The organism is Micromonospora globbae, from assembly GCF_003610785.1.
Classification (GTDB): domain Bacteria; phylum Actinomycetota; class Actinomycetes; order Mycobacteriales; family Micromonosporaceae; genus Micromonospora; species Micromonospora globbae.
Genome location: NZ_RAQQ01000010.1, coordinates 63902 through 90563 on the forward strand (window position 1 = coordinate 63902; position 26662 = coordinate 90563).

At 74.6% G+C, this 26662-nt stretch carries 23 protein-coding genes; 8 read left to right on the forward strand and 15 right to left on the reverse strand.

Annotated features, from left to right (window positions below; translation table 11 throughout):
• Positions 1 to 29: 29 nt before the first annotated feature.
• The 7 genes from D7I43_RS15360 to D7I43_RS15390 all read right to left on the reverse strand — a co-directional run bounded on the left by D7I43_RS15360 (position 30) and on the right by D7I43_RS15390 (position 8729).
• Complete coding sequence (locus D7I43_RS15360; RefSeq protein WP_120329188.1) at positions 30 to 1493, reverse strand: argininosuccinate lyase; 1464 nt, start codon at positions 1491 to 1493, stop codon at positions 30 to 32.
• Positions 1494 to 1553: 60 nt separating this feature from the next.
• Positions 1554 to 2507 carry an amidohydrolase family protein gene (locus D7I43_RS15365; RefSeq protein WP_204985194.1) on the reverse strand — a complete coding sequence of 318 codons (954 nt, stop codon included), beginning with the start codon at positions 2505 to 2507 and terminating at the stop codon, positions 1554 to 1556.
• On the reverse strand, positions 2504 to 3490 hold the full coding sequence (locus tag D7I43_RS15370) for a creatininase family protein (RefSeq protein ID WP_240032972.1): 987 nt from the start codon (positions 3488 to 3490) through the stop codon (positions 2504 to 2506). Before D7I43_RS15370 ends, D7I43_RS15365 begins: the two co-directional genes overlap by 4 nt.
• A complete protein-coding gene (locus D7I43_RS15375) occupies positions 3478 to 5268 on the reverse strand; it encodes an ABC transporter permease (RefSeq protein ID WP_240032973.1) in 1791 nt (596 codons plus the stop codon). The genes D7I43_RS15370 and D7I43_RS15375 overlap by 13 nt, the downstream gene beginning before the upstream one ends.
• The gene (locus D7I43_RS15380; RefSeq protein WP_120329335.1) at positions 5265 to 6338 is read right to left on the reverse strand and encodes an ABC transporter ATP-binding protein; all 1074 of its coding nucleotides are present in this window, start codon (positions 6336 to 6338) and stop codon (positions 5265 to 5267) included. The genes D7I43_RS15375 and D7I43_RS15380 overlap by 4 nt, the downstream gene beginning before the upstream one ends.
• A 140-nt stretch (positions 6339 to 6478) precedes the next feature.
• Positions 6479 to 7525 carry an extracellular solute-binding protein gene (locus tag D7I43_RS15385; protein WP_120329189.1) on the reverse strand — a complete coding sequence of 349 codons (1047 nt, stop codon included), beginning with the start codon at positions 7523 to 7525 and terminating at the stop codon, positions 6479 to 6481.
• A gap of 49 nt (positions 7526 to 7574) precedes the next feature.
• Entirely contained in the window at positions 7575 to 8729 is a 1155-nt protein-coding gene (locus D7I43_RS15390) for an ROK family protein (protein ID WP_120329190.1), read from the reverse strand.
• A 413-nt stretch (positions 8730 to 9142) separates the two neighbouring features.
• Between D7I43_RS15390 and D7I43_RS15395 the strand changes: the two genes are divergently transcribed.
• Positions 9143 to 11842 (forward strand): sugar-binding protein, encoded by a 2700-nt coding sequence (locus D7I43_RS15395; RefSeq protein ID WP_120329191.1) that lies wholly within the window; start codon positions 9143 to 9145, stop codon positions 11840 to 11842.
• A gap of 49 nt (positions 11843 to 11891) precedes the next feature.
• On the opposite strand, the gene D7I43_RS15400 is transcribed toward D7I43_RS15395, so the two are convergent.
• Positions 11892 to 12788 (reverse strand): AurF N-oxygenase family protein, encoded by an 897-nt coding sequence (locus tag D7I43_RS15400; protein ID WP_120329192.1) that lies wholly within the window; start codon positions 12786 to 12788, stop codon positions 11892 to 11894.
• A gap of 48 nt (positions 12789 to 12836) precedes the next feature.
• Between D7I43_RS15400 and D7I43_RS15405 the strand changes: the two genes are divergently transcribed.
• The 5 genes from D7I43_RS15405 to D7I43_RS15425 all read left to right on the forward strand — a co-directional run bounded on the left by D7I43_RS15405 (position 12837) and on the right by D7I43_RS15425 (position 17177).
• The gene (locus D7I43_RS15405) at positions 12837 to 13550 is read left to right on the forward strand and encodes a TetR family transcriptional regulator (RefSeq protein ID WP_120329193.1); all 714 of its coding nucleotides are present in this window, start codon (positions 12837 to 12839) and stop codon (positions 13548 to 13550) included.
• Positions 13551 to 13626: 76 nt separating this feature from the next.
• On the forward strand, positions 13627 to 13974 hold the full coding sequence (locus tag D7I43_RS15410; RefSeq protein ID WP_120329194.1) for a DUF4873 domain-containing protein: 348 nt from the start codon (positions 13627 to 13629) through the stop codon (positions 13972 to 13974).
• A complete protein-coding gene (locus D7I43_RS15415) occupies positions 13974 to 15464 on the forward strand; it encodes a flavin-containing monooxygenase (RefSeq protein WP_120329195.1) in 1491 nt (496 codons plus the stop codon). Before D7I43_RS15410 ends, D7I43_RS15415 begins: the two co-directional genes overlap by 1 nt.
• A complete protein-coding gene (locus tag D7I43_RS15420) occupies positions 15454 to 16320 on the forward strand; it encodes an SDR family oxidoreductase (protein ID WP_120329196.1) in 867 nt (288 codons plus the stop codon). Before D7I43_RS15415 ends, D7I43_RS15420 begins: the two co-directional genes overlap by 11 nt.
• Positions 16321 to 16322: 2 nt before the next feature.
• Positions 16323 to 17177, forward strand: a complete 855-nt coding sequence (locus tag D7I43_RS15425; protein WP_120329197.1) for an alpha/beta fold hydrolase — start codon at positions 16323 to 16325, stop codon at positions 17175 to 17177.
• Here the strand turns inward: D7I43_RS15425 and D7I43_RS15430 are convergent.
• The gene (locus D7I43_RS15430; RefSeq protein ID WP_158610101.1) at positions 17130 to 18086 is read right to left on the reverse strand and encodes a phosphotransferase enzyme family protein; all 957 of its coding nucleotides are present in this window, start codon (positions 18084 to 18086) and stop codon (positions 17130 to 17132) included. The two genes, D7I43_RS15425 and D7I43_RS15430, sit on opposite strands and share 48 nt — an antisense overlap.
• Before the next feature lie 76 nt (positions 18087 to 18162).
• Complete coding sequence (locus D7I43_RS15435) at positions 18163 to 19281, reverse strand: hypothetical protein (RefSeq protein ID WP_120329199.1); 1119 nt, start codon at positions 19279 to 19281, stop codon at positions 18163 to 18165.
• 195 nt (positions 19282 to 19476) lie between these two features.
• On the opposite strand from D7I43_RS15435, the gene D7I43_RS15440 reads away from it, so the two are divergent.
• Both D7I43_RS15440 and D7I43_RS15445 read left to right on the forward strand, forming a co-directional pair.
• Positions 19477 to 20079: a mycothiol-dependent nitroreductase Rv2466c family protein gene (locus tag D7I43_RS15440; RefSeq protein ID WP_120329336.1), complete on the forward strand. Its 603-nt coding sequence runs from the start codon at positions 19477 to 19479 to the stop codon at positions 20077 to 20079.
• Between the two features lie 199 nt (positions 20080 to 20278).
• The gene (locus tag D7I43_RS15445) at positions 20279 to 22609 is read left to right on the forward strand and encodes an alkaline phosphatase family protein (RefSeq protein ID WP_120329200.1); all 2331 of its coding nucleotides are present in this window, start codon (positions 20279 to 20281) and stop codon (positions 22607 to 22609) included.
• Here D7I43_RS15445 and D7I43_RS15450 read toward each other — a convergent pair.
• The 5 genes from D7I43_RS15450 to D7I43_RS15470 form a co-directional block, all read right to left on the reverse strand.
• The gene (locus tag D7I43_RS15450) at positions 22554 to 23135 is read right to left on the reverse strand and encodes a DedA family protein (RefSeq protein WP_120329201.1); all 582 of its coding nucleotides are present in this window, start codon (positions 23133 to 23135) and stop codon (positions 22554 to 22556) included. The genes D7I43_RS15445 and D7I43_RS15450 overlap by 56 nt on opposite strands.
• A complete protein-coding gene (locus D7I43_RS15455; RefSeq protein WP_240032974.1) occupies positions 23132 to 23908 on the reverse strand; it encodes an MBL fold metallo-hydrolase in 777 nt (258 codons plus the stop codon). The genes D7I43_RS15450 and D7I43_RS15455 overlap by 4 nt, the downstream gene beginning before the upstream one ends.
• A gap of 158 nt (positions 23909 to 24066) precedes the next feature.
• Positions 24067 to 24465, reverse strand: coding sequence for a hypothetical protein (locus tag D7I43_RS15460; RefSeq protein ID WP_120329202.1), 399 nt, complete (start codon positions 24463 to 24465; stop codon positions 24067 to 24069).
• Between the two features lie 313 nt (positions 24466 to 24778).
• Positions 24779 to 25417, reverse strand: coding sequence for a response regulator (locus D7I43_RS15465; protein WP_120329203.1), 639 nt, complete (start codon positions 25415 to 25417; stop codon positions 24779 to 24781).
• A complete protein-coding gene (locus tag D7I43_RS15470; RefSeq protein ID WP_120329204.1) occupies positions 25414 to 26616 on the reverse strand; it encodes a sensor histidine kinase in 1203 nt (400 codons plus the stop codon). The genes D7I43_RS15465 and D7I43_RS15470 overlap by 4 nt, the downstream gene beginning before the upstream one ends.
• Positions 26617 to 26662: the final 46 nt, after the last annotated feature.

Consider the following 26662-nt stretch of genomic DNA (forward strand, 5'->3'; position numbering starts at 1 on the left):
GCGGAACAGCGGCCGGTCCCGTTCCGTCCTCACGACCACCGGCTCGCCCCCTCCGAGGCCACCCGGTCCAGTTCCGCGTCGGCGCGGGCCAGCCGGTCCCGCAGGGCCGCCAGCCGCTGGGCGACGCCGTCGAAGGCGCCGCGCAGCACGGTGACCTGGGCCCGCACGGCGGACGCGCCCGGGCCGTCGGCCTGGGCGCGGTCGAGCACGAGTTCCGGCCGGACGGCGGCGGCGATCAGGTCGGCGACGGCGTCGTCGGACAGCGGGTCGGTGACCTCCCGCGCGGCATCCCGGACCGTCTCCGCGGTCCAGGTGCTCGGGTCACCGCCGCGCACGAGCCGGCCGACCACCGAGTGGGCGGCACGGAACGGCACCCCGTGGCGGGTCAGCGCGTCCGCGGCCGCGGTGGTCGTGGCCCCGGAGGCGACGATCTCCGCGCTCGACGGCGGTTCCAGCGGCTCGATCTCGGCGAGGAAGCCACCAAGCAGCGCGAAGAAGCGGTCGGTGCGGTCGTTGCTCTCCCAGAGCCGCACCTGCACGTCCGTGGTGGCGTTGTTGGAGTCCTCCCACCAAGCGGCCCCGACGTTGTTCAGCACCGACGCCGCGTCGGCCGCGGTGGCGCCGGCCATGGAGACCAGGTGCTCCAGCACCACCGGGTTGCGCTTCTGCGGCATGATGCTGCTGCCCTGCGTGAAGTCGGCGGGGGTCGTGACCCAGCGCCAGCTCAGCCAGTCCATCAGGGTGCGCGCCAGACGTGCGCCGGTGGCCAGCGACCGCGCGTTGAGGGTGCCCACGGCCACGAGGTGGTCGGCCCCGGCCACCGCCTCGTACGAGTTGGTGACCAGGGCGCCGAAGCCGAGCAGCTCCGCCACCCGCGCCGGCGAGATGTCGAGGTCGGTGCCGGCGAAGGCGCACGAGCCCAGCGGCGAGGTGTTCAGCGTGTCGAGCAGGTCGGCGTAGGCGACGGCCTCGCCGGCCAGGGCCTCGGCGTACCCCGCGAGGGCGTGCCCGATGGTCGTGGGCTGGGCCGGTCGGCGGTGCGTGTAGCCGGTGATGACCACGTCGGCGTACCGGTCCGCCTGCTCCAGCGCGGTCGACCCCGCCGCGAGGACACGGTCGAGCACCCCGAGGAGCTGGTCGCGCAGGACCATCCGGAACACACCGGCGTCGAGGTCGTTGCGGCTGCGGGCGAGCTGCACGTCGAGCTGAGAGGTGGGGATGCCGCACGCCTCGGCGAGCCGCTTCTCCACCAGGTAGTAGACGTCCTCGAAGCTGCCGTCGTACGCCGGCGGCGGGGTGGTGTCGGCCCTCAGGTCGGCCAGCCCGCGCAGCAGCCGGGCGCCCCGCTCGGCAGGGATGAGCCCCTGCTCGGTCAGCATCACCACGTGCGCCTGGCTGGCCCGCACCATGGCCGGGAAGAGGTACCCGACGTGGTGTTGGTAGGTCGGCCGCAGGTGGTGCCGCTGGTAGGTGGTCAGCGCAGGTGTGCTCATGACGGGTCTTCCGTTCCTTCCTGGCCCCGGTGCGGATCGAGGCGCCCGGTGATCAGCCGGTCAGTCGTGCAGGCCGAGCAGCCGCGCGGCGTTCCCGGCGAAGATCGCGCGTAGATGGTCGTCGGGCAGGCCCAGCTCCCGGCAGATTCGCAACTGGTCGTCGAGGTATCGGGTGACGTAGCCGCGCGGAAACCACGACGAGTCACTGCCGAAGACGATCCGGTGCGGGCCGATGGTCTCGTAGCAGCGGCGGAAGAGGTCCTCCAGTGTCAGCTTGTACGGCATCCAGCGCACCCACTGGTTGGAGCCGGAGGTGTCGACGTGGATGTTCGGGCAGCCCCAGGCGGCGAAGAGCAGGTCCTGCACGTGCTGGACGCCGAAGTGGGGCACCACGACGGCCAGTTCGGGGAACCGGCGCGCCATCCGGGCGAGTTCGTCGGGACCGCCGTACCGGCCGTGGGAGAGGCCACCGGCGCTGCCGTAGTGCCCGATGTGGATGAGCACCGGCACGCCGAGCCGCTGGGCCGTGCCCCACAGCGGGTCCAGCGCCTCGTCGTCGAGGGGCCCGCGCAGCAGCGGCGCGAAGAGTTTCAGCCCGCGCAGGCCGCGCTCGACCACCGCGCGTTCCAGCTCCGCGGCGGCACCGGGGCCGTACGGGTCGTGGTGCGCGAACCCGAGCAGCAGGTCCGGGTGGCGGTCCACCACGTCGGCGACGGCGTCGTTTCCGCCGCCGGTCACGAAGACGGCACGGCGGATCCCGTTCGCGCGCAGTTCCTCGGCCCACCGGTCGGCCTCGTCCTCCCAGCGCGGGGCGGGTGGCTCGGGGTCGGGGAAGCCCCACGCGCGCCGCCACTGGGCCGCGTACGGTGCGGCGCCGGCCGCGCGGACCGCCCGCTCGTGCTCGCCGCCGGGGTGCATCCCGGCCGCCTCCTCGCAGGCACGGACCGTCTCGTCGGCGCCGATGCGGAAGTGCAGGTGGAAGTCGACGACGTCCAGTCCGCGGTCGAGGGTCACGGCTCCTCCCTTCCGGCGGCCGCGGTCGGCCCGGCGGTCACGGTCGGCCCGGCGGGCGGGGCGGGCAGCGGGGCGTCGGTGGGCGGCGCGGGCGGCGGTGCGGCCACCCACGCGCGGAGGATCTCGCGCAGCCGGGCGCCGGCCAGTTCCCGGATCCGCCGGCCCGCCGTCTCGCTGGCCAGCGAGACGTGCCCCGACCAGCCCTGCCACGGGTCCGGCCGGGACTCGACCAGCACGTACGGGTGGGGCACCGGCAGCTTCGGCTTCGGCGGCAGGTCGGGTGCGACACCGGGACGGACCGATTCCGGCGCGAAGCCCAGCACCCCGGACGTCTCGTACGCCCCGCCGTGGCCGCGGGAGGGCAGCGGGCCGAACAGCTCCGCGGTCTCGTCCGGCGTGACGAGTTGGAACCAGTTGACCAGCAGCAGGCTGGCCGTGCGCCGCCCGGACACCCATTCCATCGCCGCGCGGACGGTGGACATGTTGGCGTCGTGCCCGTTGACGATCACGAGGCGTGCGAAGCCGGCCGCGACGATCCCCTCGATCACGTCGGCCAGGTAGCCGACCGCGATCTCCGGCCGGATCGCGACGGTGCCGGGCCAGGGACGGGTCTGTCCGGGGCAGGCGGCGTAGGGCACGGCGGGAAAGAGCACCCCGCGCGGCCCCGCCACCCCGTCGCCCGGACTCGCGGCGCCGTCCGGGGTTGCGGTGCCGTCCGGGGTCCCGCCGCCGGACGGCACCGCGTCGTGGTGGTCGCCGGGGGCGCTCTCGCCGGCGAAGCCCTCGGCCAGGATGAGGTCCGCGCCGAGCGGCAGGTGCGGACCGTGCCACTCGACCGCGCCGACGGGCAGCACGGCGAAGTCCGCCGCGCCGGCGACGGCCGCGAGGTCGCCGCCGGGCACCCGCGAGGCGGGGAGCAGCCCGCCGCGCGCGTGCCAGCGTGCGACCGGGTCGGTGCCGGCGGGTCCGGTCAGGCCGTCCACTGTGCCGCCTCCCGGGTCGACCGCCGGCCGCTCTCCAGCCGGCCGGAGACGACCATGACCACGAAGATCAGGATCACCTGGAGCATGCCGTACGCGGCGGCCGTGCCGATCTCGAACGAGTACATGCGATTGTTGATCTCCACGGAGATCGGCGCGGTCTCCGACGTGTAGATGAGCACCGAGGCGACGAACTCGCCGACGCCGTGCACGAAGGCGAGCAGCGCGCCGGCGAGCACACCCGGCAGCATCAACCGCAGGGTCACCGTGCCGAACGCCCGCCACCAGGACGCGCCCAGGTTGCGGGCCGCCTCCTCCAGGGACGGGTCGATCTGGGCCAGGGTCGCCGAACTGGACCGGAACACCAGCGGGAGGAACCGCACGAAGTACGCCAGCGGCATGATCCAGAAGGTGCCGATGAGGACCTGGCCGAGGCTGAACGCGTTGCCGGTGCTGAACGCGGAGATCAGGTTGATGGCCACGACCGTGCCGGGCAGCGCCCAGGCCAGCATGACCGCCACGTCGAGCAGTCCGCGGCCGCGGAAGTTCAGCCGGCGCACCGCGTACGCGACGAGCACGCCGAACACGACGCAGCCGACGGTCGCGATGAGGCTCATCTGCAGCGAGTTGAGGATCGGCTCGAAGGCGTCCGGGTCGGAGAAGATGGTGACGAAGTTCTTCGTGGTGTACGCCGCCGGCACCACCTCGGTCGTCCAGGAGCCGTCCTGGGAGAAGGCCACCAGGGCGATGGTCGCCACCGGGGCAAGCAGCACGGCGGTGGCCAGCAGCGAGGCGACGAGCGCCAACCAGCGTCCGAGCGGGTTGGTGACCTCCCGGCGGTGCGCCGCGACGCCCTTGGACTGGGACCGGTAGCTGCGCCGCCCCTCGTACCACCGCATGCCGAGCAGGAAGAGGATCGAGACGACGCCGAGCACCGAGGCGTAGGTGGACGCCATCGGCAGGTCACCGTTGGTGCGGTTGATGTAGATCTGCATGGTCATCGTCTGGTCCACGCCGAACAGCAGCGGGGCCGTGTACGACGCCAGCGAGGTCATGAAGACCAGCAGCGAGGCGGAGACGAGCGCCGGGGTGAGCATCGGCAGCAGCACGGTGCGCCAGACCCGGATCCGTCCGGCCCCGAGGTTGTAGGCCGCCTCCTCCACCGACGGGTCCATGCCGCCCAGCGCCGCCGAGGCGGAGAGGTAGAAGAACGGGTACATGGTGAAGGTGTGCACCACGAGCACCCCGGCGATGCCGCTGAACGGAAGCACCGGCTCGGCGGTGCCGAAGAGGTGCTGGAGCCCGCGTGGAAGGATGCCGGTCTCGCTGTAGAGAAGCTGGAACGAGATGGCGCCGATGAGCGGCGGCAGGGCGGCCGGGACCAGGATGATCGCCTCGATCAGCCGGCGGCCGGGGAACGAGAAGCGCTTGAGCAGGAAGGCCATGGCCACGCCGACGATCCCGCAGAGCACCACGCTCGCCGCGGAGATCACCAGCGAGGTGACCAGGGCGGACCGGGCGACGCCGTCGCCGGTGAGGAAGGTGCCGTAGTTCTCCCACCCGTCCACGCCGACGCTCTCGGCGAAGGTGGCGAACATGGGTTGCACCACGTACCCGAAGAGGACGAGCGCGAGCGGGAAGACCAGGACGTACGGGAACCAGCGCGACCCGGTGCCGCCGGCGAACCGGTCGGCGAGCCGCCGCCGCGGGGCGGGCGGCGTGGGGTCGGTGGTGGCCGGCGCGGTGGTGGCCGGGCCGGGCGTGGCGGGGATGGTGGTCACGGCCGCACCACCCACATGCGGTCCCGGACCAGGCGCAGCCCGACCTGGTCGCCCACCGCGACGCCGGCCGGGACGTCGATGGCGGCCACCTGCACCGGCTCGCCGGCCACGTCGACCACGAGGTTGGTGGCCATGCCGGTGAACTCGACGTCGGTGACCTGCCCGGGCAGCGCGTCGGGGTCGGTCGCCGAGGTGAGCCCGATGTGCTCCGGACGGACCGAGACCAGCGCGGTGCCGCCCTCCCGGAGACCGTGCCCGGCCGGGGCCGGCGCCGCGACCTCGGCCCCTCCCGGCAGGCGCACGGTGACCGTCTCCTCCGCGGCGGCCACGACGGGCAGGGACAGCACGTTGCTGCGGCCGATGAAGCGGGCCACGAAGCTGGTGGCCGGACGGTGGTAGATCTCCTGCGGGGCGCCGATCTGCTGCACCCGGCCGGCCTGCATGACCGCGATCCGGTCCGACATCGCCATCGCCTCGGCCTGGTCGTGCGTCACGTAGATGGAGGTGGTGCCCGCCTCCCGCTGGATGCGGCGGATCTCCAGCCGGGTCTCCTCGCGCAGCTTGGCGTCGAGGTTGGACAGCGGTTCGTCGAGCAGCAGCGTGCGCGGGCGGATCACCAGGGCCCGGGCCAGCGCGACCCGCTGCTGCTGGCCGCCGGACAGCTCGTCGATGCGCCGGTGGCCGTAGCCGGCCAGGTGCACCTGGCCGAGGGCCTCCTCGACCCGCCGCTTCGACTCGGCGCGGCCGACCTTGCGGATCTTGAGTCCGTACGCGACGTTCTGCGCGACGGTCATGTGCGGGAAGAGCGCGTAGTTCTGGAACACCATGCCGGTGTCGCGCTTGTTCGGCGGCCGGTGGGTGACGTCCTCGGCGCCGAACCGGATGCGCCCGGAGGTCGGGAAGTAGAACCCGGCGACCATGCGCAGCGTGGTGGTCTTGCCGCAGCCGCTCGGGCCGAGCAGGGTGAAGAACTCCCCGGCGGCGATGCTGATGTCGACCTGGTCGACGGCGGCCGCGTCACCGCCGCGGGCGAAGCGCTTGCTCACCGACTCCAGCGTGACATCGATCATGACGTCCTCTCCTTCGTGCGGCCCGGACGGGTGGGTCCGGTCGGGGACCGGGATCCGGGCGGGCGGGACGGTGTTGCGCACCCGGTTCAGGGGCCGGCGGTGGCGCCGGAGCGCTCAGGTGCGCTCCGGCGCCACCGTCGTCAGCCCTTGTTCTTGATCTGGCTGTTCCAGTGGTTGATCCACTCGGTCTCGTGCTTGCCGACCACGTCCCAGTCGACGTCCATCGGCTTGAGCTGGAGCTGGGCCAGCCACTCCGGCTTCTCGGCGATGTCGACGGCCGGGATCTGGAAGTAGTCCTTGGCCAGGTCGGCCCGGAGCTTGTCGTCGAAGAGGAACTCGAGGAACTTCTGCGCCCCCGTGGTGTTGCCGCCCTTCACCGCGGCCAGGCCGTCGATGAGCACCGGAGCGCCGGATGCCGGCATCACGTAGCCGAACGGCATGTTCGCCTGGTTGGCCTGCAGCAGGATGTCCTGGAGGTTCCAGGCGCTGACGACGCCCTGCTGGCGGGACATCTTCAGGTACAGGTCGGTGGGGTTGGCGGTGTACGAGCCGGTGTTGGCATCGAGCTTGCGGAGCCACTCGTACCCGGGCTCGGGGTTGCTGCCGTCCGGCGACAGCCGCTGGATCATCGAGGCGTAGATGGACCGCATCGTGCCGGACGCCGCCACGTCCCGGATGATGATCTTGTCCTTCCACTCCGGCTTGATCAGGTCGTCCCAGTCCTTCGGCGCCTGCTCCGGGGTGAGGGCCTTGTTGTTGTACATGATCACCTCGGGCAGCAGGATCTCACCGAACCAGCGGCCCTCGGGGTCCTTGTACTTCGGGTCCATCTTGGCGGCGAACGCCGGCTGGATGGGGGCGAGCAGGTCCTCGGTGGCCGCGGCCGCGAGCCCCTGCTGGGTGCCGCCCCACCAGACGTCCGCCTGCGGGTTCGCCTTCTCGGCCCGGACGCGCTCCAGGATCTCCTGGGCGCCCAGGTTGAGGATCTCCACCTTGCCCTTGTACTCGGGGTACTTGGCGGTGAACTGGTCGACCACGTACGTGGCGACCTTCTTGTCGCGTGCCGTGTAGATGGTCAGCTTCTCGGCGCTCGCGCTGCCGCCCGCGTCGTCACCGCCACCGCCGCACGCGGTACCGGCGGCCAGGACGGCGGCGAGCGCACCGGCGAAGAGAAGACGGCGTTTCATGGGTACCTCCGAGGGGGATAGGGGGAGCTCTGGATCAGAGGACGATCGGTCAGGGAGTGGGCAGGCCGGCGGCGGCAGCGGCGGAGAGCGCGTAGCTCACCGCTCCGTGCAGCACCGCCCGGTCGCCGAGCACCGCGCGACGGACCTCCGTGTGACTCGGCGCGGCGGCGGTGACCAGGGTCTGGAGCCGGGCGACGGCCGCGTCGTCGAGCTGGGCGGCGGCCCCGCTGAGCAGCACCCGCCCGGGGTCGATGACGCAGACGCAGGAGACGATGAGGCGCGCCCAGGCGGTCAGCAGCTCGTCCAGGTACGCGGCGGCCCGCTCGTCCGTGGCCGCCAGCTCGACGAGGGCGGCCACCGGGGAGTCCGGGCGGCGACCCGGTGCGAGCGCCACCATCCGCTCGGCGACGGCGTTCTCCGACCAGCGGGCCTCGAACGGGCCGATCCCGTCGTGCCCGCGGTCGGCCGGGTCGAGGGGCAGGAAACCGACCTCGCCGGCGGCTCCGCCCGCGCCGCGACGGACCTGGCCGTCGAGCACCAGGCCGGCGCCGATGCCGTCGGCCACGTGCAGGAGCAGCAGGTCCGCCACGTCGCTGCCCGCGCCGGCCGCGTGCTCGCCGGCGGCCATCAGGTTCACGTCGTTGTCCACCACCACCGGCACCCCGAGCCGCTGCTGCACCGACTCCCCCACCGGCCGCGCCTCCACGAGGCCGACCGACGGGGCGAGGCGGACGGCCCCTCCGGAGGAGACGCCGGGCGCCGCGATGGCGACCCCGCGCAGGGCGGACAGCCCGTCCCCGGCCAGCTCGGGCACGAAACGGCAGATGGTGTCGACGATGTCGCCGGTGAGCCGGACCGTGCGGTGGGCGATGACCGCGCCGTCGCTGTCGGCGATCTCGCAGCTGATCCTCGACGGCTCCAGCGAGACCGCGGCGACCAGCTCGGCCCGGGGGTTGAACTCGAGCATGGCCCGGGGACGCCCGGTGCGGGACGTGCCGGGCCCGCGCTCGATGAGGTACCCCTCGGCGATGAGTTCGCGCACGAGCGGGGTGAGCGTGGCGGGGCTCAGGCCGGTGAGCTCGGTCAGCTCGGCGCGGGAGAGCATCCGCACCTGGCGGGCCGTCGAGATCACGGACAGGCGCTTGATCTCCTTGGACCGCTCCCGGCTCACCGGGCTCGTCGGTGGCGTCACCACGTCAGTCACACTTCCTTCCTACGGCGAACGAATTATTGAGTCAAGTAACGAAAGGGTCTCGGCGCCCTCTCGGGGCAGCGCGAACAGGGGCGAAAGCGGCGGATCGGAGATCCTGGGCCAGTGGGGTCCTTGCGGGCAGGGGCGGGTTCTTTTTTATTGCAAATGAAGAAAGTGGTTGGCGAGCCATTGACGGATGGTTGCGGTCATCCCTAGCGTCACCCGGCGAAGGCCTTCCAGCGGACACGGACGATCCAGTGTGTACGGACGTCCGCGCCGCTGACGTACCACGGTGACGTGGCGCCAGCCGGCGCCCGCCGTCCCGTCAACCCGACAGTCCGTCCGACCCCGACCCGCGTCGGCGCCGACACGTGCCCGACGTCGCTGGTCGCTGCCCGGACATCGCGGTTTCCGAAGGGATCTGCATGCGACTCAAGGCGTTCCTGCTACCCACGGCGCTCGCCCTGGCCCTCGCCGGGACACCCGCCACCGCACTCGCCGCCCCCGCCGACGGCGCACACGCCGGGACCGGCACCGTCGACCTCGACGTGCTCTTCGTCAGCGCCCACCCCGACGACGAGGCCGGCAGCCTGGCCACCCTCGGCCAGTGGAAGGAGAACTACGGCGTCCGCGCCGGGGTCGTCACCATCACCCGCGGCGAGGGCGGCGGCAACGCCGTCGGGCTCGAAGAGGGCCCGCCGCTCGGCATCATCCGCGAGCGCGAGGAGCGCACCGCGATCGGCCACGCCGGGGTGGAGAACCTGTACAACCTGGACCGGGTCGACTTCTGGTACACGGCGTCGGCGCCGCTGTCCGAGCGGATCTGGGGCCACGACGACACGCTCGCCAAGATCGTCCGGGTCATCCGGCAGACGCGCCCGGAAATCATCATGACGATGAACCCGTCCCCGACCCCGGGCAACCACGGCAACCACCAGCAGGCCGCCCGGTTCGCCGCGGAGGCGTTCCACGCCGCCGCGGACCCCACCGCCTTCCCCGAGCAGCTCACCCGGGAGGGGCTCAAGCCCTTCCGGCCCGCCACGTTCCTGCGCACCGGCGGCACGGGTACGTCGTCCGCCGGGCCCGCGTGCGCGTCGAGCTTCACCCCGACCGTCCCGACCGACCAGGTCTTCGGCGTCTGGGAGGGCACCCGCAGCGCCAACGGCAGGACCTGGGCGGAGATCGAGGTCGACGCCCGCCGGGAGTACGTCACGCAGGGCTGGGCCGGCACCGCCGCCGCGCCCACCGACCCGGCCGCCATCCGCTGCGACTTCTACACGCTCGTGGACAGCCGGGTCCCCTACGATCCGGCCGACACCTCCCCGGCGGCGATCCTGCGCGGCTCGGTGCTGCCGCCGGCCCCGGGTGGGCTGCCCCGCGGCACCGAGCTGTACCTGACCACCGACCGGTTTGACCTCACCCCCGGCCAGACCGTGACCGTGACGGCGCACGTACGCGCGCCGCGCGACCGGGCGCTCTCCCGGCCGGCCGTGTCCCTGCGGCTGCCGTCGGGCTGGACCGCCACCGGTTCCGGCGCGTTCAAGGGCGCCATCGCGGCGGGCAAGGAACGCACCGCCACCTTCACGGTGACCGTTCCCGCCACCGCGGCGAACCAGCAGCACCTGATCGGGGCGACCCTGACCACCGGCCAGGGCGCGGGCCGTACCGACCGGGCGGTCCGGGTGGTCGCCGACGTGCGCGGCACGCTGGAACCGCTGCCGGAGGTGGGGGTGTTCCGCGACTGGGCCCGCGACAACGGGTACCCGCAGCTGGACACCCTGATCAAGCCGGTGCTCACCCTCGGCTCCGGTGGCAGCCGGTCCGTCCGGGTCGACCTGCGCAACCACGGCGACGCCACGGAGAGCGGAACGGTCACCCTCGGCCTGCCTGCCGGCTTCACCGCCGACGCGGCCACCAAGAGCTACGCGAACCTGGCCCCCGGGGCCGCCGGCTCGGTCACCTTCACGGTGACCAACAGTGACGCCACCCTGCCGACCGCCAACGAGGGCGGGTCGGACGGCGATTACGGCATCACCATCACCACCACCAGCAGCTCCGGCACCACCGTGGAGAGCGGCGCCCTGGAGATCGTGCCCACCAGCGAGGTGCCGCACGCCGGTCCGGGCCACGCCGTCGACGGTGTGGCGAGCCCGGGCGAGTACCCCGGCGAGGAGCTGGACCTCTCCCGGATCTGGGAGGGGCAGGCGACGACCCCGCAGGACGCCTCGGCCACCGGCCGCGTCGCCTGGACGGAGGACGCGCTGAAGGTCTTCGTGCGGGTCACCGACGACGTGCTCGGCACGAAGGTGGTGCCGCAGGACTGCAAGCGGCAGCGCCGTACCGACAGTGTGGAGATCATCGTCGACCCGAAGGGGAACTCGACGGACACCTCCACGGTGTTCAAGGCCGGCATCTTCCCGGTCACCGACGACCCCGCCAACGGTGACCCGCCGTGCTGGCAGCGGGACGCCGACAACCGGCAGGGACCGGCCGACGTCACGGCTCCGGGCATGACCGTGGTCAGCAAGGTCAGCTCGCCGTACACCGGCTACACGATCGAGGCGAGCATCCCGTTCTCGGTGCTGCCCGACGCGGTGGACCCGCGGCGGATGGGCTTCAACGTGCTCATCTACGACTCGGACACCCAGGACCTCACCTCGCAGTCCCGGCTGGGCTGGTCCACGTTCACCGGCGTGCGGGCCGATCCCTACCGGTACGGCCTGGTGACCCTGCCCGGCTACACCCCGGCCGACCGGGAGCCGAGCGCTCCGGTCTTCCCGGACACCGCCGCGCGGAGCGTGCACAGCCCGCAGACCATCGCGCAGTCGGCGGTGGACGGCGTGGCCCCGGCCGCGGTGCCCCGGCTGCCCGAGCGGGCGCTCCGGCTGACCGGCCAGACGCGGGTCGCCGGCGGGGTGAAGGTGACGGTGCGCGCCGACCGTTCCGGGACGGTCCACCTGTACGCCTGGGACGGTGAGCGCGCCGTCGGCGACCGCTCGGTGGACCTGCGGTCCGGCCGCCCGGTGACCGTCGTGGTCCCGGTCGCCGACGGACGGCCCACCAGCCTCCTGGCCGCGTTCGAGGCGGGCGGGTCCGCCCTCGCCACGCAGGCCCGGCTGCGCTGACACGCCCCGGAGGGGCCCGTCCCGGACCGGGGCGGGCCCCTCCGGCCCGTCAGATCAGGCCCGCTCGGGCCCACAGCAGGCGGCCGGGACCGGCCACCAGCCCGAGGTCGGCCAGCGTCTCGTGCACCCGGCTCGCCGACCAGCGCAGGGTGGCCCGCCAGTGCGGGTTGGCGCGGGCGGCGGCACGCCCCACGGCGGGCGGCACGCCCACGGCGGCGTACGCGTCGGGGTGGACCAACCGGCCCGCGATGGCGTACGCCGCGCGGCCGATCAGCAGCCGCGCGTACGCGGTGGCCACCGGGCCGGCCGCCCGGGCCTGGCGGGCCAGTTCCTCGCGGGCGAACCGCACGTGCCGCGCCTCCTCGACGACGTGGATCCGCGACACCATCCGGATGAGCGGCTGCAACGACTCGTCCGCCATGATCTCGCGCTGGAAGGCGTCGAGGATCTCCTCGGCGATGAGGATGGCCGCGTACATCTGCGCGCCGGTCGCGGTGGTCTTGAGGAAGCGTCCGAGCGCGTGGTCCCACCGGCTCGCCCGGTAGACCGGGCAGCCCATGGCCTCGATGAGCCGACCGAACATGATGGAGTGCCGGCACTCGTCGGCCACCTCGGTCAGCGCGTACTGGGCGTGCCGGCTCGTGGGGTCGGCGTCGTAGTACTGCCGGATCAGCATCTGCATGAGGATCGTCTCGAACCAGACCCCGGCGCTCGCCGCGCTCGCCACCTCGTGCCGGGTCAGCTCGACCCGCTGCTCCTCGCTCATGCGCTGCCACAGTGTTGTGCCGTAGAGGCTGCTGCGGTGCGGCGGCAGCCAGTAGGCGCCCGGCACGGGCGGCGCCTCCCAGTCGATCTCGACGCTCGGGTCGTAGCTCGTCCGCAGCGAGGAGGCGAGCAGCCGTTCGGCCGTCGCCTCGCGGTCGCGTCCGGTCGGTGTCGCCGCCATGACGCCTCCATATTGACGTGACGCCCGGTAACTGTTACGAGTGGTAGCATGCAATCGCCTCTCACGGATGTCAATGGATCCGACCCGCCGGACGGCGCGCGGTCGACCGCGGCCGACGGCCGCCGGGAGCGCTGGGCGGGCCATCGCGAGCAGCGGCGGCAGCACCTGCTCGGCGCCGCCGTGCAGGCGTTGCTGCGGCACGGGCCCGAGGTCGACATGGACGAGGTCGCGGCGACCGCCGGCGTCAGCAAGCCGGTCCTCTACCGCTACTTCGCCGACAAGTCCGACCTGTGGCTTGCCGTCAGCGAGCTGGTCGCCGCCCGGGTCGTGGACGCCATCGCCCCGGCGATCGAGCGGGTCCGCGAGGAGCGCGGCCTCGTCGAGGCGACGATCGACGCCTACCTCGGGGTGATCGAGTCGGAGCCGGCGCTGTACCGGTTCCTCATGCAGTCCGGTCACGCGGGCATCCACCAGGTCATCGCCGGCACCGGTCGGCAGGTGGCCGCCGGCCTGGCCCGGGTCATCGGCGACCGGCTCCGCGCGCTGGGCCTCGACGCCGGGCCCGCCGAGCCGTGGGCGTACGGCCTGGTGGGTTTCGTGCAGGCGGTCGGCGACTGGTGGACCGAGCACGGCCAGCCGATCCGCCGCGCCGCCCTCACCGAGTACCTCACCACGCTGCTGTGGAGCGGGATCGAAGGGGTCCGGCGCAGCGCCGACCTGCCCCGCGAGCTGACCCGCGCGCACGAGCGGATCACCCCATGAGCGAGCGCCAGCGAGCGAATCGGCGGCTCAGCGCGGTGGAGCCTCATGCCGGCACGCAGCGAAGCGGAGTGCCGGCATGAGCGGGCGCCAGCGAGCGAATCAGGGGCTCAGCGCGGAGTCTCACGACGGCTACCGCGGCGCCGGGTACGTCGGCGACACCCCGGTCCGCGTGCACCTGAGCGGGCGGTGGGAGCCGGTCGACGGCCGGTACCACTGGGGCGGGCGCATCGAGCCGGATCCGCGGGTGGCCCGGCTGCTCCGCGCCGGCCACCGGCAGGTCGCGCTGCGCATCGCCGACCGGGTGAGCCCGGCCCGGTTGGCGGAGGTGGACCCGTGGGGCGGCGTACGGATAACCGGCGTGGGCGGGCCGCCCTGGCCGCCGGAGGACGAGCCCGCCGCCACGCCCGGGGCCCGGGAGGTGTGATGGACGTCGACATCGCCATCATCGGCGCCGGCTTCGGCGGCCTCGGCGCGGCCATCCGGTTGCAGCAGGCCGGCTTCACCGACTACCTCGTCTTCGACCGGGGCGACGACGTCGGCGGCACGTGGCGGGACAACAGCTACCCCGGCTGCGCCTGCGACGTCCCCTCGCACCTCTACTCGTTCTCCTTCGCGCCCAATCCCGGCTGGTCGCACACGTTCTCGGGGCAGCAGGAGATCTGGGACTACCTGCGCGGCTGTGTCGACCGCTTCGGCGTCCGGCCGCGGCTGCGGCTGCGCCACGAGGTGCGGGAGGCCAGTTGGGACGAGCAGGCACGGCGGTGGCGGCTGCGGACCTCCGGCGGCGAGCACCGCGCCCGCGTACTCGTCTGCGCGACCGGGCCGCTGAGCGAACCGGCCGTGCCGGCGATCCCGGGGCTCGGCGAGTTCGCCGGCACGGTCTTCCACTCCGCCCGCTGGCGCCACGACCACGACCTCACCGGCCGCCGGGTCGCCGTGGTCGGCACCGGCGCGTCGGCGGTCCAGTTCGTACCGCGGATCCAGCCGATGGTGGAGCGGTTGACGCTGTTCCAGCGCACCCCCGCCTGGATCATGCCGCGGCGTTCCCGCCGGATCAGCCGGCTCGAACAGGCCGCGTTCCGTGCCGTGCCCGGCGCGCAGCGGGCCGTCCGGGCCGGGCTGTACGTCGCCCGCGAGGCGCTGGCCGTGGGCTTCCTGCATCCCGCCGTCAACCGCCTGGCCTCGCGGATGTCGCTGCGGACGCTGCGCCGGCAGGTGGCCGACGCGCGACTGCGGGACAAGCTCACGCCGCGCTACGCGATGGGCTGCAAGCGGGTGCTCATCTCCAACGACTACTGGCCCGCGCTGGCCCGGCCGAACGTCGAGGTGGTCACCGCGCCCATCGCCCGGATCGTGCCCGACGGGGTGGTGACCGACGACGGCACCCGTCACGACGCGGACACGCTCATCCTCGGCACCGGCTTCCACGTCACCGACTCCCCCGTCGTGTGGCGCGTCCGGGGTCGCGACGGGCGCAGCCTCGGGGAGGCGTGGACGCCCAGCATGCAGGCGTACCAGGGCACGATGGTGGCCGGCTTTCCCAACCTGTTCTTCCTGCTCGGGCCGAACACCGGGCTCGGGCACACGTCGGTGGTGCTGATGATCGAGGCGCAGCTGCGGCTGGTGGTCGCCGCCCTGCGGCACCTGCGGGCCACCGGCGCGGACGCCATCGAGCCGACCGCGGAGGCCCAGCGACGCTGGACGGAGCGGGTCCACCGGAGGATGGCCGGCACGGTGTGGCAGACCGGCTGTTCGAGCTGGTACCTGGACGCCACCGGCCGCAACACCACCATCTGGCCCGGTTACGCCACGGGGTTCGCGCTGCGGCTGCGCCGCTTCCGCCCGGCCGACCACCGGGTGGTGGCCGGGAGCCGGCCGGGCGAACCGGAACGGGAGCACGCCGATGCGGTATGACCTGACCGGCCGCACCCTCCTCGTCACGGGTGCGGCGCGCGGCATCGGGGCACAGCTGGCCCGCGCGGCGGCCGCCCGCGGCGCCCGCGTGGCCCTCGTCGGGCTCGAACCCGAGCGGCTGCGGCGGCTCGGCGCCGAACTCGACGCGCACTGGCACGAGTGCGACGTCACCGACCAGGCCGCCCTCGACGCGGCCGTCGCCTCCACGGTGGACCGCTTCGGCGGGATCGACGTCGTCGTGGCGAACGCCGGCATCGCCAACCTCGGCACCGTCGCGACCGGACCGGTGGACGCGTTGATCCGCACCGTCGAGGTGAACCTGGGCGGCGTGATCCGCACCGTCAGCGCCGCCCTGCCGCACGTGACCGAGGCGCGCGGGCACGTGCTGATCGTCTCGTCCGCCGCGGCGTTCACGGCCATGCCCGGCATGGCCGCGTACTGCGCCTCGAAGGCCGGCGTCGAGCAGTTCGCCAACGTGCTGCGCATGGAGGTCCGCCACCGCGGCGTCACCGTCGGCACCGCGCATCCCATCTGGATCGACACCGACCTGGTCCGCGACATCCACGACGACCTGGCGTCGTTCCGCGGCGCCCTGCGCCGGTTGCCGTGGCCGCTGTCCACCGTCGTCCCCGTCGACCGGTGCGTCGCCGCCCTGCTGCGCGGCATCGAGCGGCGCAGCCGCAAGGTCTACGTGCCCCGGTCCCTCGCCGTGGTGCAGGCGCTGCGACCGGTCGTGCTCAGTGGGTTCACCGACGCGCTGGTCGCCCGGTTCGGGGGCGCCGACCTGGTCGGGCAGATGGAGGAGGAGGTACGCCGGCTCGGGCGCTCCTTCGGCAGGAGTTCGGTGGGAGGGTGAGGATGCAGGTCCACGTCCGGCGCGCGGGCAGCGGGGAGCCGCTCGTGCTCATCCACGGCATCGGCCACCGCCACCAGGCGTGGGAGCCCGTCTTCGACCGGCTCTGCGCCCACCACGAGGTGATCGCGCTCGACCTGCCCGGGTTCGGGCTCTCCCCGGTGCCCGAGGCCGGCATGCCCGCCGACATGGCGGCGACCGTCGCCGCGCTGCTGCCGGTCCTCGCGGAGTGGGGTGTCGAGCGGCCGCACGTGGCCGGCTACAGCCTCGGCGGGGCGATCGCCCTGGAACTCGCCGCGGCCGGCGCGGTCGCCTCGGCCACCGCCTTCTCCCCCGCCGGCTTCTTCACGCCGGCCGAGCGCCGGCGGGCCCTGGCCATCCTCCGGCTGCTGCGACTCAACGCCCACCTGCCCACACCGCTCATGCGGGTGGCGTTGCGCTCGGCGTCCGTGCGGGCGCTCTGCTTCGCGCCGCTGGTGTGCCGTCCCGCCGCGTTGACCGTGGAACGGGCGCTGGGCGACGCGCTCGCCCTGCGGCGAGGGCTCGGTTTCCCCGCCGTGGCGCGGGCCGCACGCGACTACCGCTTCGACGGCGCCCGGTTGTCGCGGGCGTCGGTGCCGGTGACGATCGGCTGGGGCGACCGTGACCGGATCTTCGGCGTGCACCAGGCCGAACGCGCCCGGGCCGGGCTGCCGGGCGCCCGCGTGGTGACGCTGCCCGGCTGCGGGCACGTGCCGATGAGCGACGACCCGGACCGGGTCGCGCGGCTCATCCTCGAGACGACGGGCGCCGTGGCGGCACCGGGGGTCACGTCAGCCGTTCCGGGTGGGGACGCCGGCCTTCGTGGCGAGCAGGGGTGAGTGCAGGCGCAGGTGGCGGACCTGCCACTCCAGCGTGGGTGGCGCGGCGTCGCGGCGGGCGTCGCCGTAGCGGGCCGCGAGCAGGTCGGTGAGGCCGATGAACATCCACGCCCAGAACGCCGGCCGGACCAGACGCCACTCGACGTCGGACAGGCGGCGCACCTCGTCGTAGCCCCGCAGGACGTCGTCCTGGTAGCCCCGCCAGGACAGCGCGAAGTCGGCCACCTGGTAGGTGTGGTGGGTCGCCTCGAAGTCGACCACCCCGCTCAGCCGCCCGCCGTCGAACAGCAGGTTCCACGGGGTGAAGTCCCCGTGGATCACGCTGCGCGGCGCGTCCACCACGGGGTTGTCGGCGAACCACGCCGCCGTCGCGTCGCGGCAGGCGCGCAGCGGCCGCCCCTCGTCCGGGCGGTACCGCTCGTGCACGCGGAGCCAGTGGTCGAGCAGCGGATCTCTGACCAGCTCCGCCGGGTCGGCGAACCCTCCCCGCTGGTCGACGATGCCGGTGGCGGCGGCGGAGGCGTGGAACTCCGCGAGCAGCCTCCCCCGGGCGCGCGCCTCGGCGGACCGGTCGCCGTCGGCCGGCGTCATCGACCGGCCGGGCAGGCGGTGGAAGAGCACCCACGCCCCGTCGGGACGGATCCACGGTTCCTCGGCGGGCTCCGGCGTCGGCCACCCCTGCGCGCGCAGGGCCGCCGCGACGCGCAGTGTGTAGGGCCAGTCGGGGAAGATCCGCGGGTCCACGTGCTTGACGACGAACGCCGCCTTCTCCCGCGTGGCCGCCCACGTGCCCGACGCCCGGTGCCCGAGCGCCGGCCCGGGCGTCAGCCGCCAGTGGGCGCACACCTCGGGATCGAGCCCGCCGCCGCGGGCCGCGTCGCCCGTCGTGCTCGTCGCCGCATCGACCACCGCCGCGCTCCCGATCGTCCGCCGGGCCGACGCCCGGCACCTTCGACCTCCGCACGTTACCGGCACCGCGCCCGGGTCACCCGCCGCCCGCGGTGAGCTGCGGGAACGCCCGCCGGACCTCGGCGAGCAGCCCCGGGAATCCCTCCCCGTGGGTGACCACCGCCGCGAACAGGGCGTCCAGCGCCGCCTGCAACGGGTCGGGCTCCACGGCGCCGAACAGGGCCGGCAGCGCGGCGTGCTGCTGGGACACCCGCGGGTGGGTGCCGTCGTAGGCGCGCACCGTGGTCAGCGCCGCGCCGTCGAGGTGGCGCCACACGGTGAGCGGATCGTCGAACGGGGGTGGGAGCGGCCGGCCGTCGCGCAGCGCCGCCAGCGCCGGCGCGACCCACGGCCGGTCGGTCAGCCCGGCCGCGGCGTACGCCGACTCGGCCGCCCAGCGTGCCACCGCGCGCAGCGTCCGCTCGTCGGCCTCGGCCAGGGCGAACACCAGGTCCATGTCGACGCGCTCCATGCCCCACACGTTGCCGCCGACCCGGCGTAGCCGGTCGTTGGGGACGCGGTCGCCCCAGCGCCGGCGGTCGGCGGCGGCCCGCAGGTCGGCCTCCCGGCGCCGCCGCGCCTCGGCCTCCCGGCGCTCCCGTTCGGCGATCTGCTCGGGCGTCGGCGGGGGTGGAAGCGACCGCGCCCACCGGTGCCAGTACGCGGCCGCGGCCGTCGACTCCCGGACCACCCGGTCGGGCGCCGGCGGCGCCGGCCAGAGTTGCAGGAGGTAGTGGTCCCACGGCGGGTGCCCCTTCTCCGGCACGCCACCCCGGCGCCCCGCGGTCATGCCCCGGGCGCAGTAGCGGACCCGGTACGCCCCGCCGGGCACGGCCAGCGGGTAGGACCCGCCGCCACCCCACTCGGTGAGCGTCAGACCGTCACCGTCGAGCCCGAACGAGACCTCGACGACGTCCTCCCAGCGGTCGTCGAGCACGGGCTCCCGGCGGTGCAGCTCGACGGCGACGCCGACCCGGCCGGTGTGGGTGCCGGTCAGGAGGAACACGAAGCCGGGCACGGCGGCCCCGCAGAGGCCGTTGACCTGCCCCTGGAACGAGGCCGCCATCCCACCCTGGAACTCGTGGCCGGCGCTCTCGGCGTACATCTGTCCGTAGTGGACGCTCACCTCGCGGCCGAGCAGCAGGTCGCCGGCCATGGCTCCTCCGTGGTCGTGCGGTCCGGGGCGACCGGAGCCTGCCACGGCCGTACGACAGGCCCGCACGGCGTCGCGCCGGAGGTGGCCCAGTCGAGTGGGCGGCGATTGGCACTTCTGCCGGCCGATCCGCGGCCGTTGAATGGCCCTGCGCGACGAACGACGACAGACCGAGGAGACGCCGTGACCATCGTCGACATGTGGTTCGACCCCAAGTGCCCCTGGGCGTGGAACACCTCCCGCTGGCTGCTCGAGGTCGAGCGGGTCCGGGACGTGCGGGTGCGGTTCCACGTGATGAGCCTGTGGCTGCTCAACGACGGCAGGGAGGGCCTCGAACCGTGGTACGAGCGGTGGCTGTCCGACACGCTCGGCCCGGTCCGCGTCCTGACCGCCGCGGAGGAGAAGTACGGCACCGACGTGCTGCGGGATCTCTACACGGCGTTCGGCGACCGGATCCACGGCGAGCGGACCCCGATCGGCCGGGACCTGTACGTGGACGCGCTGACCGCCCTCGGGCTGGCCCCCGACCTGGCCGACGCGGCCGACGTCGCCGACCACGACGAGGCGCTGCGGCGCAGTCACCACGCCGGCCTCGACCCGGTCGGCGAGGATCTCGGCACCCCGGCGATCCACGTGCCCGGCCCCGACGGGCGCCGCACCGCGTTCTTCGGCCCGGTGGTGAGCCCCGTGCCGCGCGGGGAGGCCGCCGGCCGCCTCTGGGACGGTGTGCTCCTGGTCACCGGCACGCCCGGCTTCTTCGAGCTCAAGCGCGGCCGTACGGAGTCCCCCCGGGTCGACTGAGGGGTGGGCCACGCCACACCGCCCGGGGTGCCCGCCCGGCCCGCCGGGGATGGCGGACGGCCACGTCGAGCGTTGAACAGGGTGTGCCCGGCGACGCCGGGCGGGTGGGCCACGCCGGAGACGACCGGCGCCCGGGCGCGCTGTGACGCGCTGCTCACCCTGGGGATCTTGATAGCTCGGATGTGGCATCGTGGCGAGGATGGAGCCGCAGGTGGATGCCCGCAAGCGCCACGCGCTGCCCGAACCGGTGCGCGTGGGCCTGCGGGTCCTGCGCGGCTATCGGCCCACCGTCGCGCGCGTGCGCGCGTTGGTGCGGAGCATGGCGACCTCGTTCGTCGTGCTCAGCACGACGCTCTGGCTGCTGCCCGGGGTGACCGCCAGCGGCCTGGTGGCGATGCTGTGGCTGGTGGCCCTCGTCACCGGGGTCGGCGCCGTCCTGCGTCCGCTGCTGCTCGCGCTGGCCACGGCGCTCGGCGGTCTCGGCGCGCTCGCCATCGGGGTGGGCGTGCAGGCCGTCGTCATGTACGTGGCGCTCCGGCTCGATCCCGAGGCGCACGTCGCCGGGTTCGCGGTGGCGTTCGTGGCGGCCTGGGTGTCGGTGGCGCTCGCGGCGATCGTGAACTGGCTCGCCGACGCCGGCACCGACGACTCGTTCGTCAGCGAGATGCTGCGCCTGATGAACCGGGTACGCCGGGCCACGGACCGCCGCCAGCGGCCGACCCGGCGCTGGCGGCGCCGCGTCACGACCGACCCGCCGTCGGACGACCCGCCGGCCGACGGGCTGCTCATCATCCAGCTCGACGGCGTGGCCGCGCCCCTCCTGCAGTGGGCCGTGCGCGCCGGCAACCTCCCCACCGTCGGCCGGTGGCTGCGCTCGCGCAGCCACCGGATGACCCGCTGGCACACCGGCCTGCCGGCCACCACCCCGGCGGCCCAGGCGGGCCTGCTGCACGGTGACGTCCGTCACGTGCCGGCCTACCGGTGGTACGAGAAGGCGACCGCGGAGCACCCCACGGGCCGGCTCGTGGTGACCAGCCGTCCCCGGGACGCCGCCGACGTCGAACGGCGCCTCTCCACGGGCGCCGGTCTGCTGCGCGACGGCGGCGTGAGCATCAGCACGGCGTTCTCCGGCGACGCGCCGACGAGCCTGCTGACGGTCAGCCGCGCCGGCCTGCCCGGCCGCTCCACCCCCGGCTACGCGGCGTTCATGACCAGCCCGTACGGCTTCGCCCGCGCGGTCGTCCTCAGCGCCGGTCAGGTGCTGCGCGAGCTGCACGAGGCGCGGCGGCAGCGGCGGCGCGGCGTGCAGCCGCGCGGCGAGCGCCGGGGCTCGTACCTGGCGCTGCGCCCGCTCGCCAGCCTGCTCAACGACCTGAACGTCTCGCTCATCGCCGAGCAGATGGCCCGGGGCGCTCCGGTGATCTTCTGCGACTTCGTCGACTACGACGAGGTGGCCCACCACGCCGGCCCGGCCCGGCCCGAGGCCATGGCCGCCCTCGAGGCGCTGGACCACACCCTCGGCATCCTGGAGCGGCTGGCGGCCGAGGCGGGACGCCGCTACCACATCGTGGTGCTCAGCGACCACGGCCAGAGTCAGGGCGCCACGTTCCGCCAGCGGTACGGCGAGTCGCTCGCCCAGGTGGTGTCCCGGCTCGCGGCGCCCGCTCCCGACGACGGCCGGCCGGCGTCGGCGCCCGCCGCACGGGCCGCCACGAGCGTCGAGGCGGCCGGACGCGTCGAGGAGTGGGGGCGGGTGAACACGCTGCTCACCGAGGTGGCGGGGCGCGGGGGCGTCACCGCCGCGGCGACGCGGGTCGCCGTACGGTCGGGGACCGACGGCGCGGTGAGCCTCGGGCCGGCCGACCGCGAGGAGGCGGCCACGCGTACCGACCCGGAGACCGTGGTGGTGGCCTCCGGCAACCTCGCGATGATCTACCTGACCCGCCACCCGGGCCGGCTCACCCGGGAACGCATCGACGCCGTGGCGCCGGGGCTCGTCGACGGCCTGGCCGCGCACCCCGGCATCGGGCTGGTCGTCGTCGACTCGGCGGCCGGGCCGGTGGCGATCGGGCCGCGCGGGCGGCACCGGCTGCGGGACGGCCACGTCGAGGGCGAGGACCCGCTGGCGCCGTACGGCCCGCGGGCGCGTCAGGACCTGCTGCGCCACCAGACCATGGCGCACGTGGGCGACCTCGTGGTGATCAGCGCCGTCGACCCGAGCCTGGACGAGGTGGCGGCCTTCGAGGAGCTGGTCGGGTGCCACGGCGGGCTGGGCGGCTGGCAGACCGACGCCCTGCTCATCCACCCGGCGGACTGGCCGCAGGAGGGTGACCTGGTGGGCCCGGACGCGGTGCACCGGCAACTGCTCGCGTGGCTGCGCCGGCTCGGGCTGCGCCGGGCCGACGACCGCGCCGACGATCTCCCGGCCGGCGGCGGCGAGCCCGACCTCGTCCGCTCCGGCCCGCCGGTGCCGGTCATGGTCGCGCCGGCGGATGCGCCGGCGCCGTCCGCCGCCGGCTCACCCAGCTGAGCCCCTGGGTGACGAGCACGACCAGCAGGATCGCCGCGACGACGCTCTGCCACGGCTCGGGGAAGATCGCCCGGCCGAGAACGCCGATCGCGGCGTAGAGGGCCGCCCAGCTGAGGCTCGCCGGGGCGTTGGCGGCGGCGAAGCGCCGCCAGGTCAGGCCGGCCACCGCGCCGGCGAGCAGCACCGGCACCCGCCCGCCGGGGATGAGCCGCGACACCAGCAGCATCGACACCCGCCCCTCCCGCACCCGCGCCGAGACGCGGTCCAGGCGCTCCGGCTCCCGCAGCCAGCGCAGCCGGCGGGCGATGCGCTCCCCTCCCCAGCCGAGGACGAGATAGGTGACCAGGTCACCGACGTACGCGCCGAGGGCGCCGGCGGCCACCACGAGGACGACGGTCAGCGGGTGCTGGTGGGCGGCGAGCGCCGCGGCGCCGCTGACGGCCGCGCCGGTCGGCACGACGGGGACCACGGAGCCGAACATCACCACCAGGATCAGCCAGGCCAGCGCGCTGAGGGTGGCCGTCATGACGCCGGGACGGCGCAGGACTCGCCGGGCCGGAGCACGCGGACCCGGGTGCCGGGGGACACCGCCCCGGCGTGCCGGGCGAACTCCTCCCCCGGCGGGAGGAACCGGTCCGGCCGGATGCGGTCGCACCCGATCGGCCAGAAGGTGCCGAAGTGGATGGGCACGGCCCAGGCCGCCGCCGCGCGGCGGACCGCCTCGGCGGCGCCCGCCGGGTCGAGGTGGCCGGCGGGCAGGGTGGGGCCCCAGCCCCCGACCGGGACCAGCGCCAGGTCGAGCGGGCCGAGCTTGCCCATCTCGTCGAAGAGGCCGGTGTCCCCGGCGAACCAGGTGCGGGCCCGCCCCTGCACCAGGTAGCCGACCGCGGCCGCGCGGTGCCGCGACCACGGGCCGCGCCCGCCGTCGTGCGCGGCCGGCACGGCGGTGACCCGGACCTCGCCGATCGTGGTCGTCTCACCGGGCGCGAGCTCCACACAGGGGCCGGCGGCCGGGCCGAGGGTCCGGCGCACCAGCGCCCCCGCGCCGGCCGGCACCACCAGCGTGGGACGCCCGGGCAGTCGCCGCAGCGAGGCGAAGTCCAGGTGGTCGGCGTGCAGGTGCGAGACGAGGACGGCGTCCGGGGCGTCGGTCAGGTGCGGGCGCGGCCCCCGGCGGCGGCGCAGGTGCGCGAGCCGGTCCCGCAGCAGCGGGTCGGTCAGCAGCCGGGTGCCGGAGTCCTCGATCCACACGGTGCTGTGCCCGTGCCAGGTCAGCCGCACCGTACCCGTTCCGGTCACGCCTGCCACCGTATCCGACCAGCCTCGTCGCGCCGCCGCCGGTGGCGACGGGTCACGTGCGGCGTCGGCGCCGACCGAACGCCCGGGACCGGGCCGGTGCGCCGACGCGGGACGCCGGTGGGCCGGCGCGGGGCCGGGCCGGGGCAGGCCGCGGGGCGTCAGCCGACCCGGTTCAGGGCGCGCCGGCCGTTGCGCGGGCGCGTGCGGTCGTCGACCCGGTAGCCGTCGTCGGCGAGCAGCCGGCGCGCGGCGTCGAGCCCGGTCAGCGCCGCCCCGTACGCGGCCACCTCCCGCTGGAAGTGCTCGACCTTCGCGTACCAGAACGTCAGCTCCGGGTTCATCGACTTCGCGTTGATGTAGTTGACGATGTCCGTGTCCGGGGTGATGCCGCGGCGGGCGTAGCAGCGGTCGAAGCGGGCCTTCGTCCGCTCGTACTTCTCGCTCATCGCGGTCAGCCCGGCCTCGGCCTCCAGCAGCCGGTCCCGCAGGTACTGCACGTACGTGCGGGGCACCGGCGCCGCGGGCCGGACCGGGCGGGGGGCGGGCAGAGCGGCCATGACGCTCACCCCTTCCGGCGGACCGCGGGTCCGCGGCCGGTATGGGAGCCGGTCAGCGACATCGACCGGGGAACGGATCCATCGTGGAACAGCTTGTTGCACCTCCGTACGCCGTGATGGGGCCACACCGCGTCCTCGGGCGGGCCGGTGCCGTGGCCGCGACACCCGGTCGGCCGACGTGTCCGCCAGCCGGTGCGGCGGTCGGGGCGGCTCCGCACCCGGACCCGCTGCGACGTGCCGTGTTCCATACCCACACCGACGGTCGCCTATGCGTCGGGCCGCCCGACCGCCCCGTGCTCCGGCCCTCGCCGGGTCAGCCAACCAGGCGGCGTTCCCACGCCCAGGCGGCGATCTCGACCCGGTTGCGGGCCCCGAGCTTCGCCTGGACGCTGGCCAGGTGCGTCTTCACCGTGCCGACGGCGATGAACAGCCGCGCCGCGATCTCGGCGTTGGTGAGGCCCCGGGCGGCGAGCCGCACCACGTCGAGTTCCCGCGGGGAGAGCCCGCCGTCGTCGCGGGCCGGCGCGGGCGTGCTGAGGTGCTCCAGCAGCCGGACGGTGACCGACGGGCTGATCAGCGCGTCGCCGGAGACGGCCGCGCGGACCGCCTCCACGAGCAGGGCCGGCCCCGAGTCCTTGAGCAGGAAGCCGCAGGCGCCGTTGCGCAGGGCCGTGTGCACGTACTCGTCGAGGTCGAACGTGGTGACCACCACGACGCGGACCGGGTCGGTGACGCCCGGTCCGGCGAGCAGGCGCAGCGCCTCCAGGCCGTCGAGGCGGGGCATGCGGATGTCGAGCAGCACCACGTCCGGGCGCAGGCGCCGGGCCAGCTCGACGGCGGTGACGCCGTCGGCGGCCTCCCCCACCACCGCCATGTCCGGCTGCGCCCCGATGATCATGCCGAACCCGGTCCGGACCATCGCCTGGTCGTCGGCGACCAGCACCCGGATCATCGGACCACCGTCCGTTGCAGTGGCAGCGCGGCGTCGAGCACCCAGCCGCCCGTCACTCCGGGACCGGCCGTGATCGTGCCGCCCAGGGCGCGTACCCGCTCGGTGAGGCCGACCAGCCCGTACCCGTGGCGGCGCGGGGGCGACGTGCGAGCGGCCGCGCCGTCGTCGGCCACCCGGACCAGCAACCAGTCCGGCGTACGCCGGACGAACACGTCCACGGACCGGGCGTCCGGCGCGTGCTGGCGCGCGTTCGTGAGCCCCTCCATCACCAGCCGGTACGCCGACGTCGAGACCTCGACGGGCAGGCCGTCCAACGCGCCGTCGACGTGCAGCCGCGCGGGGGCGTTCGCCGTGCCGTTGAAGCCCTCCAGCAACGGCGCGAGGTCGGCCACGCCGGCGAGCGGGGCCAGCGGCGCGTCCGGCGCGGCGTCCGGGTCGCGCAGGATCCCGACCATCCGCCGCATGGACGCCATGGTCTCCGCGCCGGCCCGCTCGATCTGCTCCAGCGCGGTGATCACCCGCTGCGGGTCCTGCTCGGCCACGAAGCGGGCGCCCTGCGCCTGCACGACGATGCCGGTCACGTGGTGGGCGATGAAGTCGTGCAGGTCGCGGGCGAACTCGGCGCGCTGCTCGGCCCGTACCAGGGCGATGGCCCGGTCCCGCCCGGTCGCGACGACCCGCAGGTAGATCCCGCCCGCGGCGGCGCCCACCGCGGCGAGGGCCTGGAGCAGCGCGAAGATCACGTAGACGCTGTCGGTGCCGGCGCGCAGCGGGAGGGCGGCGACGGCGAGGCCCGCGACCACGGCCGCCCAGGGCGCGATGCGGGGCGCGCCCCAGCGGGCGACCACGAAGACGACCGCCATCAGTCCGGCCGACTCGGCCAGCCCCCAGTTGCCACTCAGCACGTACGAGCCGGCGGTGTGGAGGGCGCCCAGAGCGAGGCTCACGGTGAGGGAGGCGGCGCCGACCAGGAGCGCCAGCACGGGCGCCCGCCGCGAGCCCGTGCGGTGCACCGGCAACCAGACGAGCACGGTGGCCGCCGCCAGCCCCATCCGCGCGAGGGTGAGCAGCAGGGCGGCCGGGGTCATCCCGTGGAAGTCGCCGAACCGCAGGTCGAAGAGGCCCAGCAGGGCCATCGCCACCAGGCCGGCGAGCTGGCCGAGGCGTACCCACCAGGTCCGGTGTCGGGGCGCGTTCATCGTGACCCAGCGTAGCCAGGCCCTCGTGGGCGCCGGATCGGCCGAA

Bases quoted from the DNA above. Each gene is read 5' to 3' on its own strand.
- D7I43_RS15400 (WP_120329192.1), bottom strand. From the start codon at position 12,788: ATGGCGGCGACACCGACCGGACGCGACCGCGAGGCGACGGCCGAACGG.
- D7I43_RS15420 (WP_120329196.1), top strand. From the start codon at position 15,454: ATGCGGTATGACCTGACCGGCCGCACCCTCCTCGTCACGGGTGCGGCG.
- D7I43_RS15415 (WP_120329195.1), top strand. From the start codon at position 13,974: ATGGACGTCGACATCGCCATCATCGGCGCCGGCTTCGGCGGCCTCGGC.
- D7I43_RS15380 (WP_120329335.1), bottom strand. From the start codon at position 6,338: ATGATCGATGTCACGCTGGAGTCGGTGAGCAAGCGCTTCGCCCGCGGC.
- D7I43_RS15385 (WP_120329189.1), bottom strand. From the start codon at position 7,525: ATGAAACGCCGTCTTCTCTTCGCCGGTGCGCTCGCCGCCGTCCTGGCC.
- D7I43_RS15405 (WP_120329193.1), top strand. From the start codon at position 12,837: ATGCAATCGCCTCTCACGGATGTCAATGGATCCGACCCGCCGGACGGC.
- D7I43_RS15395 (WP_120329191.1), top strand. From the start codon at position 9,143: ATGCGACTCAAGGCGTTCCTGCTACCCACGGCGCTCGCCCTGGCCCTC.
- D7I43_RS15470 (WP_120329204.1), bottom strand. From the start codon at position 26,616: ATGAACGCGCCCCGACACCGGACCTGGTGGGTACGCCTCGGCCAGCTC.
- D7I43_RS15360 (WP_120329188.1), bottom strand. From the start codon at position 1,493: ATGAGCACACCTGCGCTGACCACCTACCAGCGGCACCACCTGCGGCCG.
- D7I43_RS15440 (WP_120329336.1), top strand. From the start codon at position 19,477: ATGTGGTTCGACCCCAAGTGCCCCTGGGCGTGGAACACCTCCCGCTGG.
- D7I43_RS15450 (WP_120329201.1), bottom strand. From the start codon at position 23,135: ATGACGGCCACCCTCAGCGCGCTGGCCTGGCTGATCCTGGTGGTGATG.
- D7I43_RS15410 (WP_120329194.1), top strand. From the start codon at position 13,627: ATGAGCGGGCGCCAGCGAGCGAATCAGGGGCTCAGCGCGGAGTCTCAC.
- D7I43_RS15425 (WP_120329197.1), top strand. From the start codon at position 16,323: ATGCAGGTCCACGTCCGGCGCGCGGGCAGCGGGGAGCCGCTCGTGCTC.
- D7I43_RS15460 (WP_120329202.1), bottom strand. From the start codon at position 24,465: ATGGCCGCTCTGCCCGCCCCCCGCCCGGTCCGGCCCGCGGCGCCGGTG.
- D7I43_RS15445 (WP_120329200.1), top strand. From the start codon at position 20,279: ATGGAGCCGCAGGTGGATGCCCGCAAGCGCCACGCGCTGCCCGAACCG.
- D7I43_RS15465 (WP_120329203.1), bottom strand. From the start codon at position 25,417: ATGATCCGGGTGCTGGTCGCCGACGACCAGGCGATGGTCCGGACCGGG.
- D7I43_RS15435 (WP_120329199.1), bottom strand. From the start codon at position 19,281: ATGGCCGGCGACCTGCTGCTCGGCCGCGAGGTGAGCGTCCACTACGGA.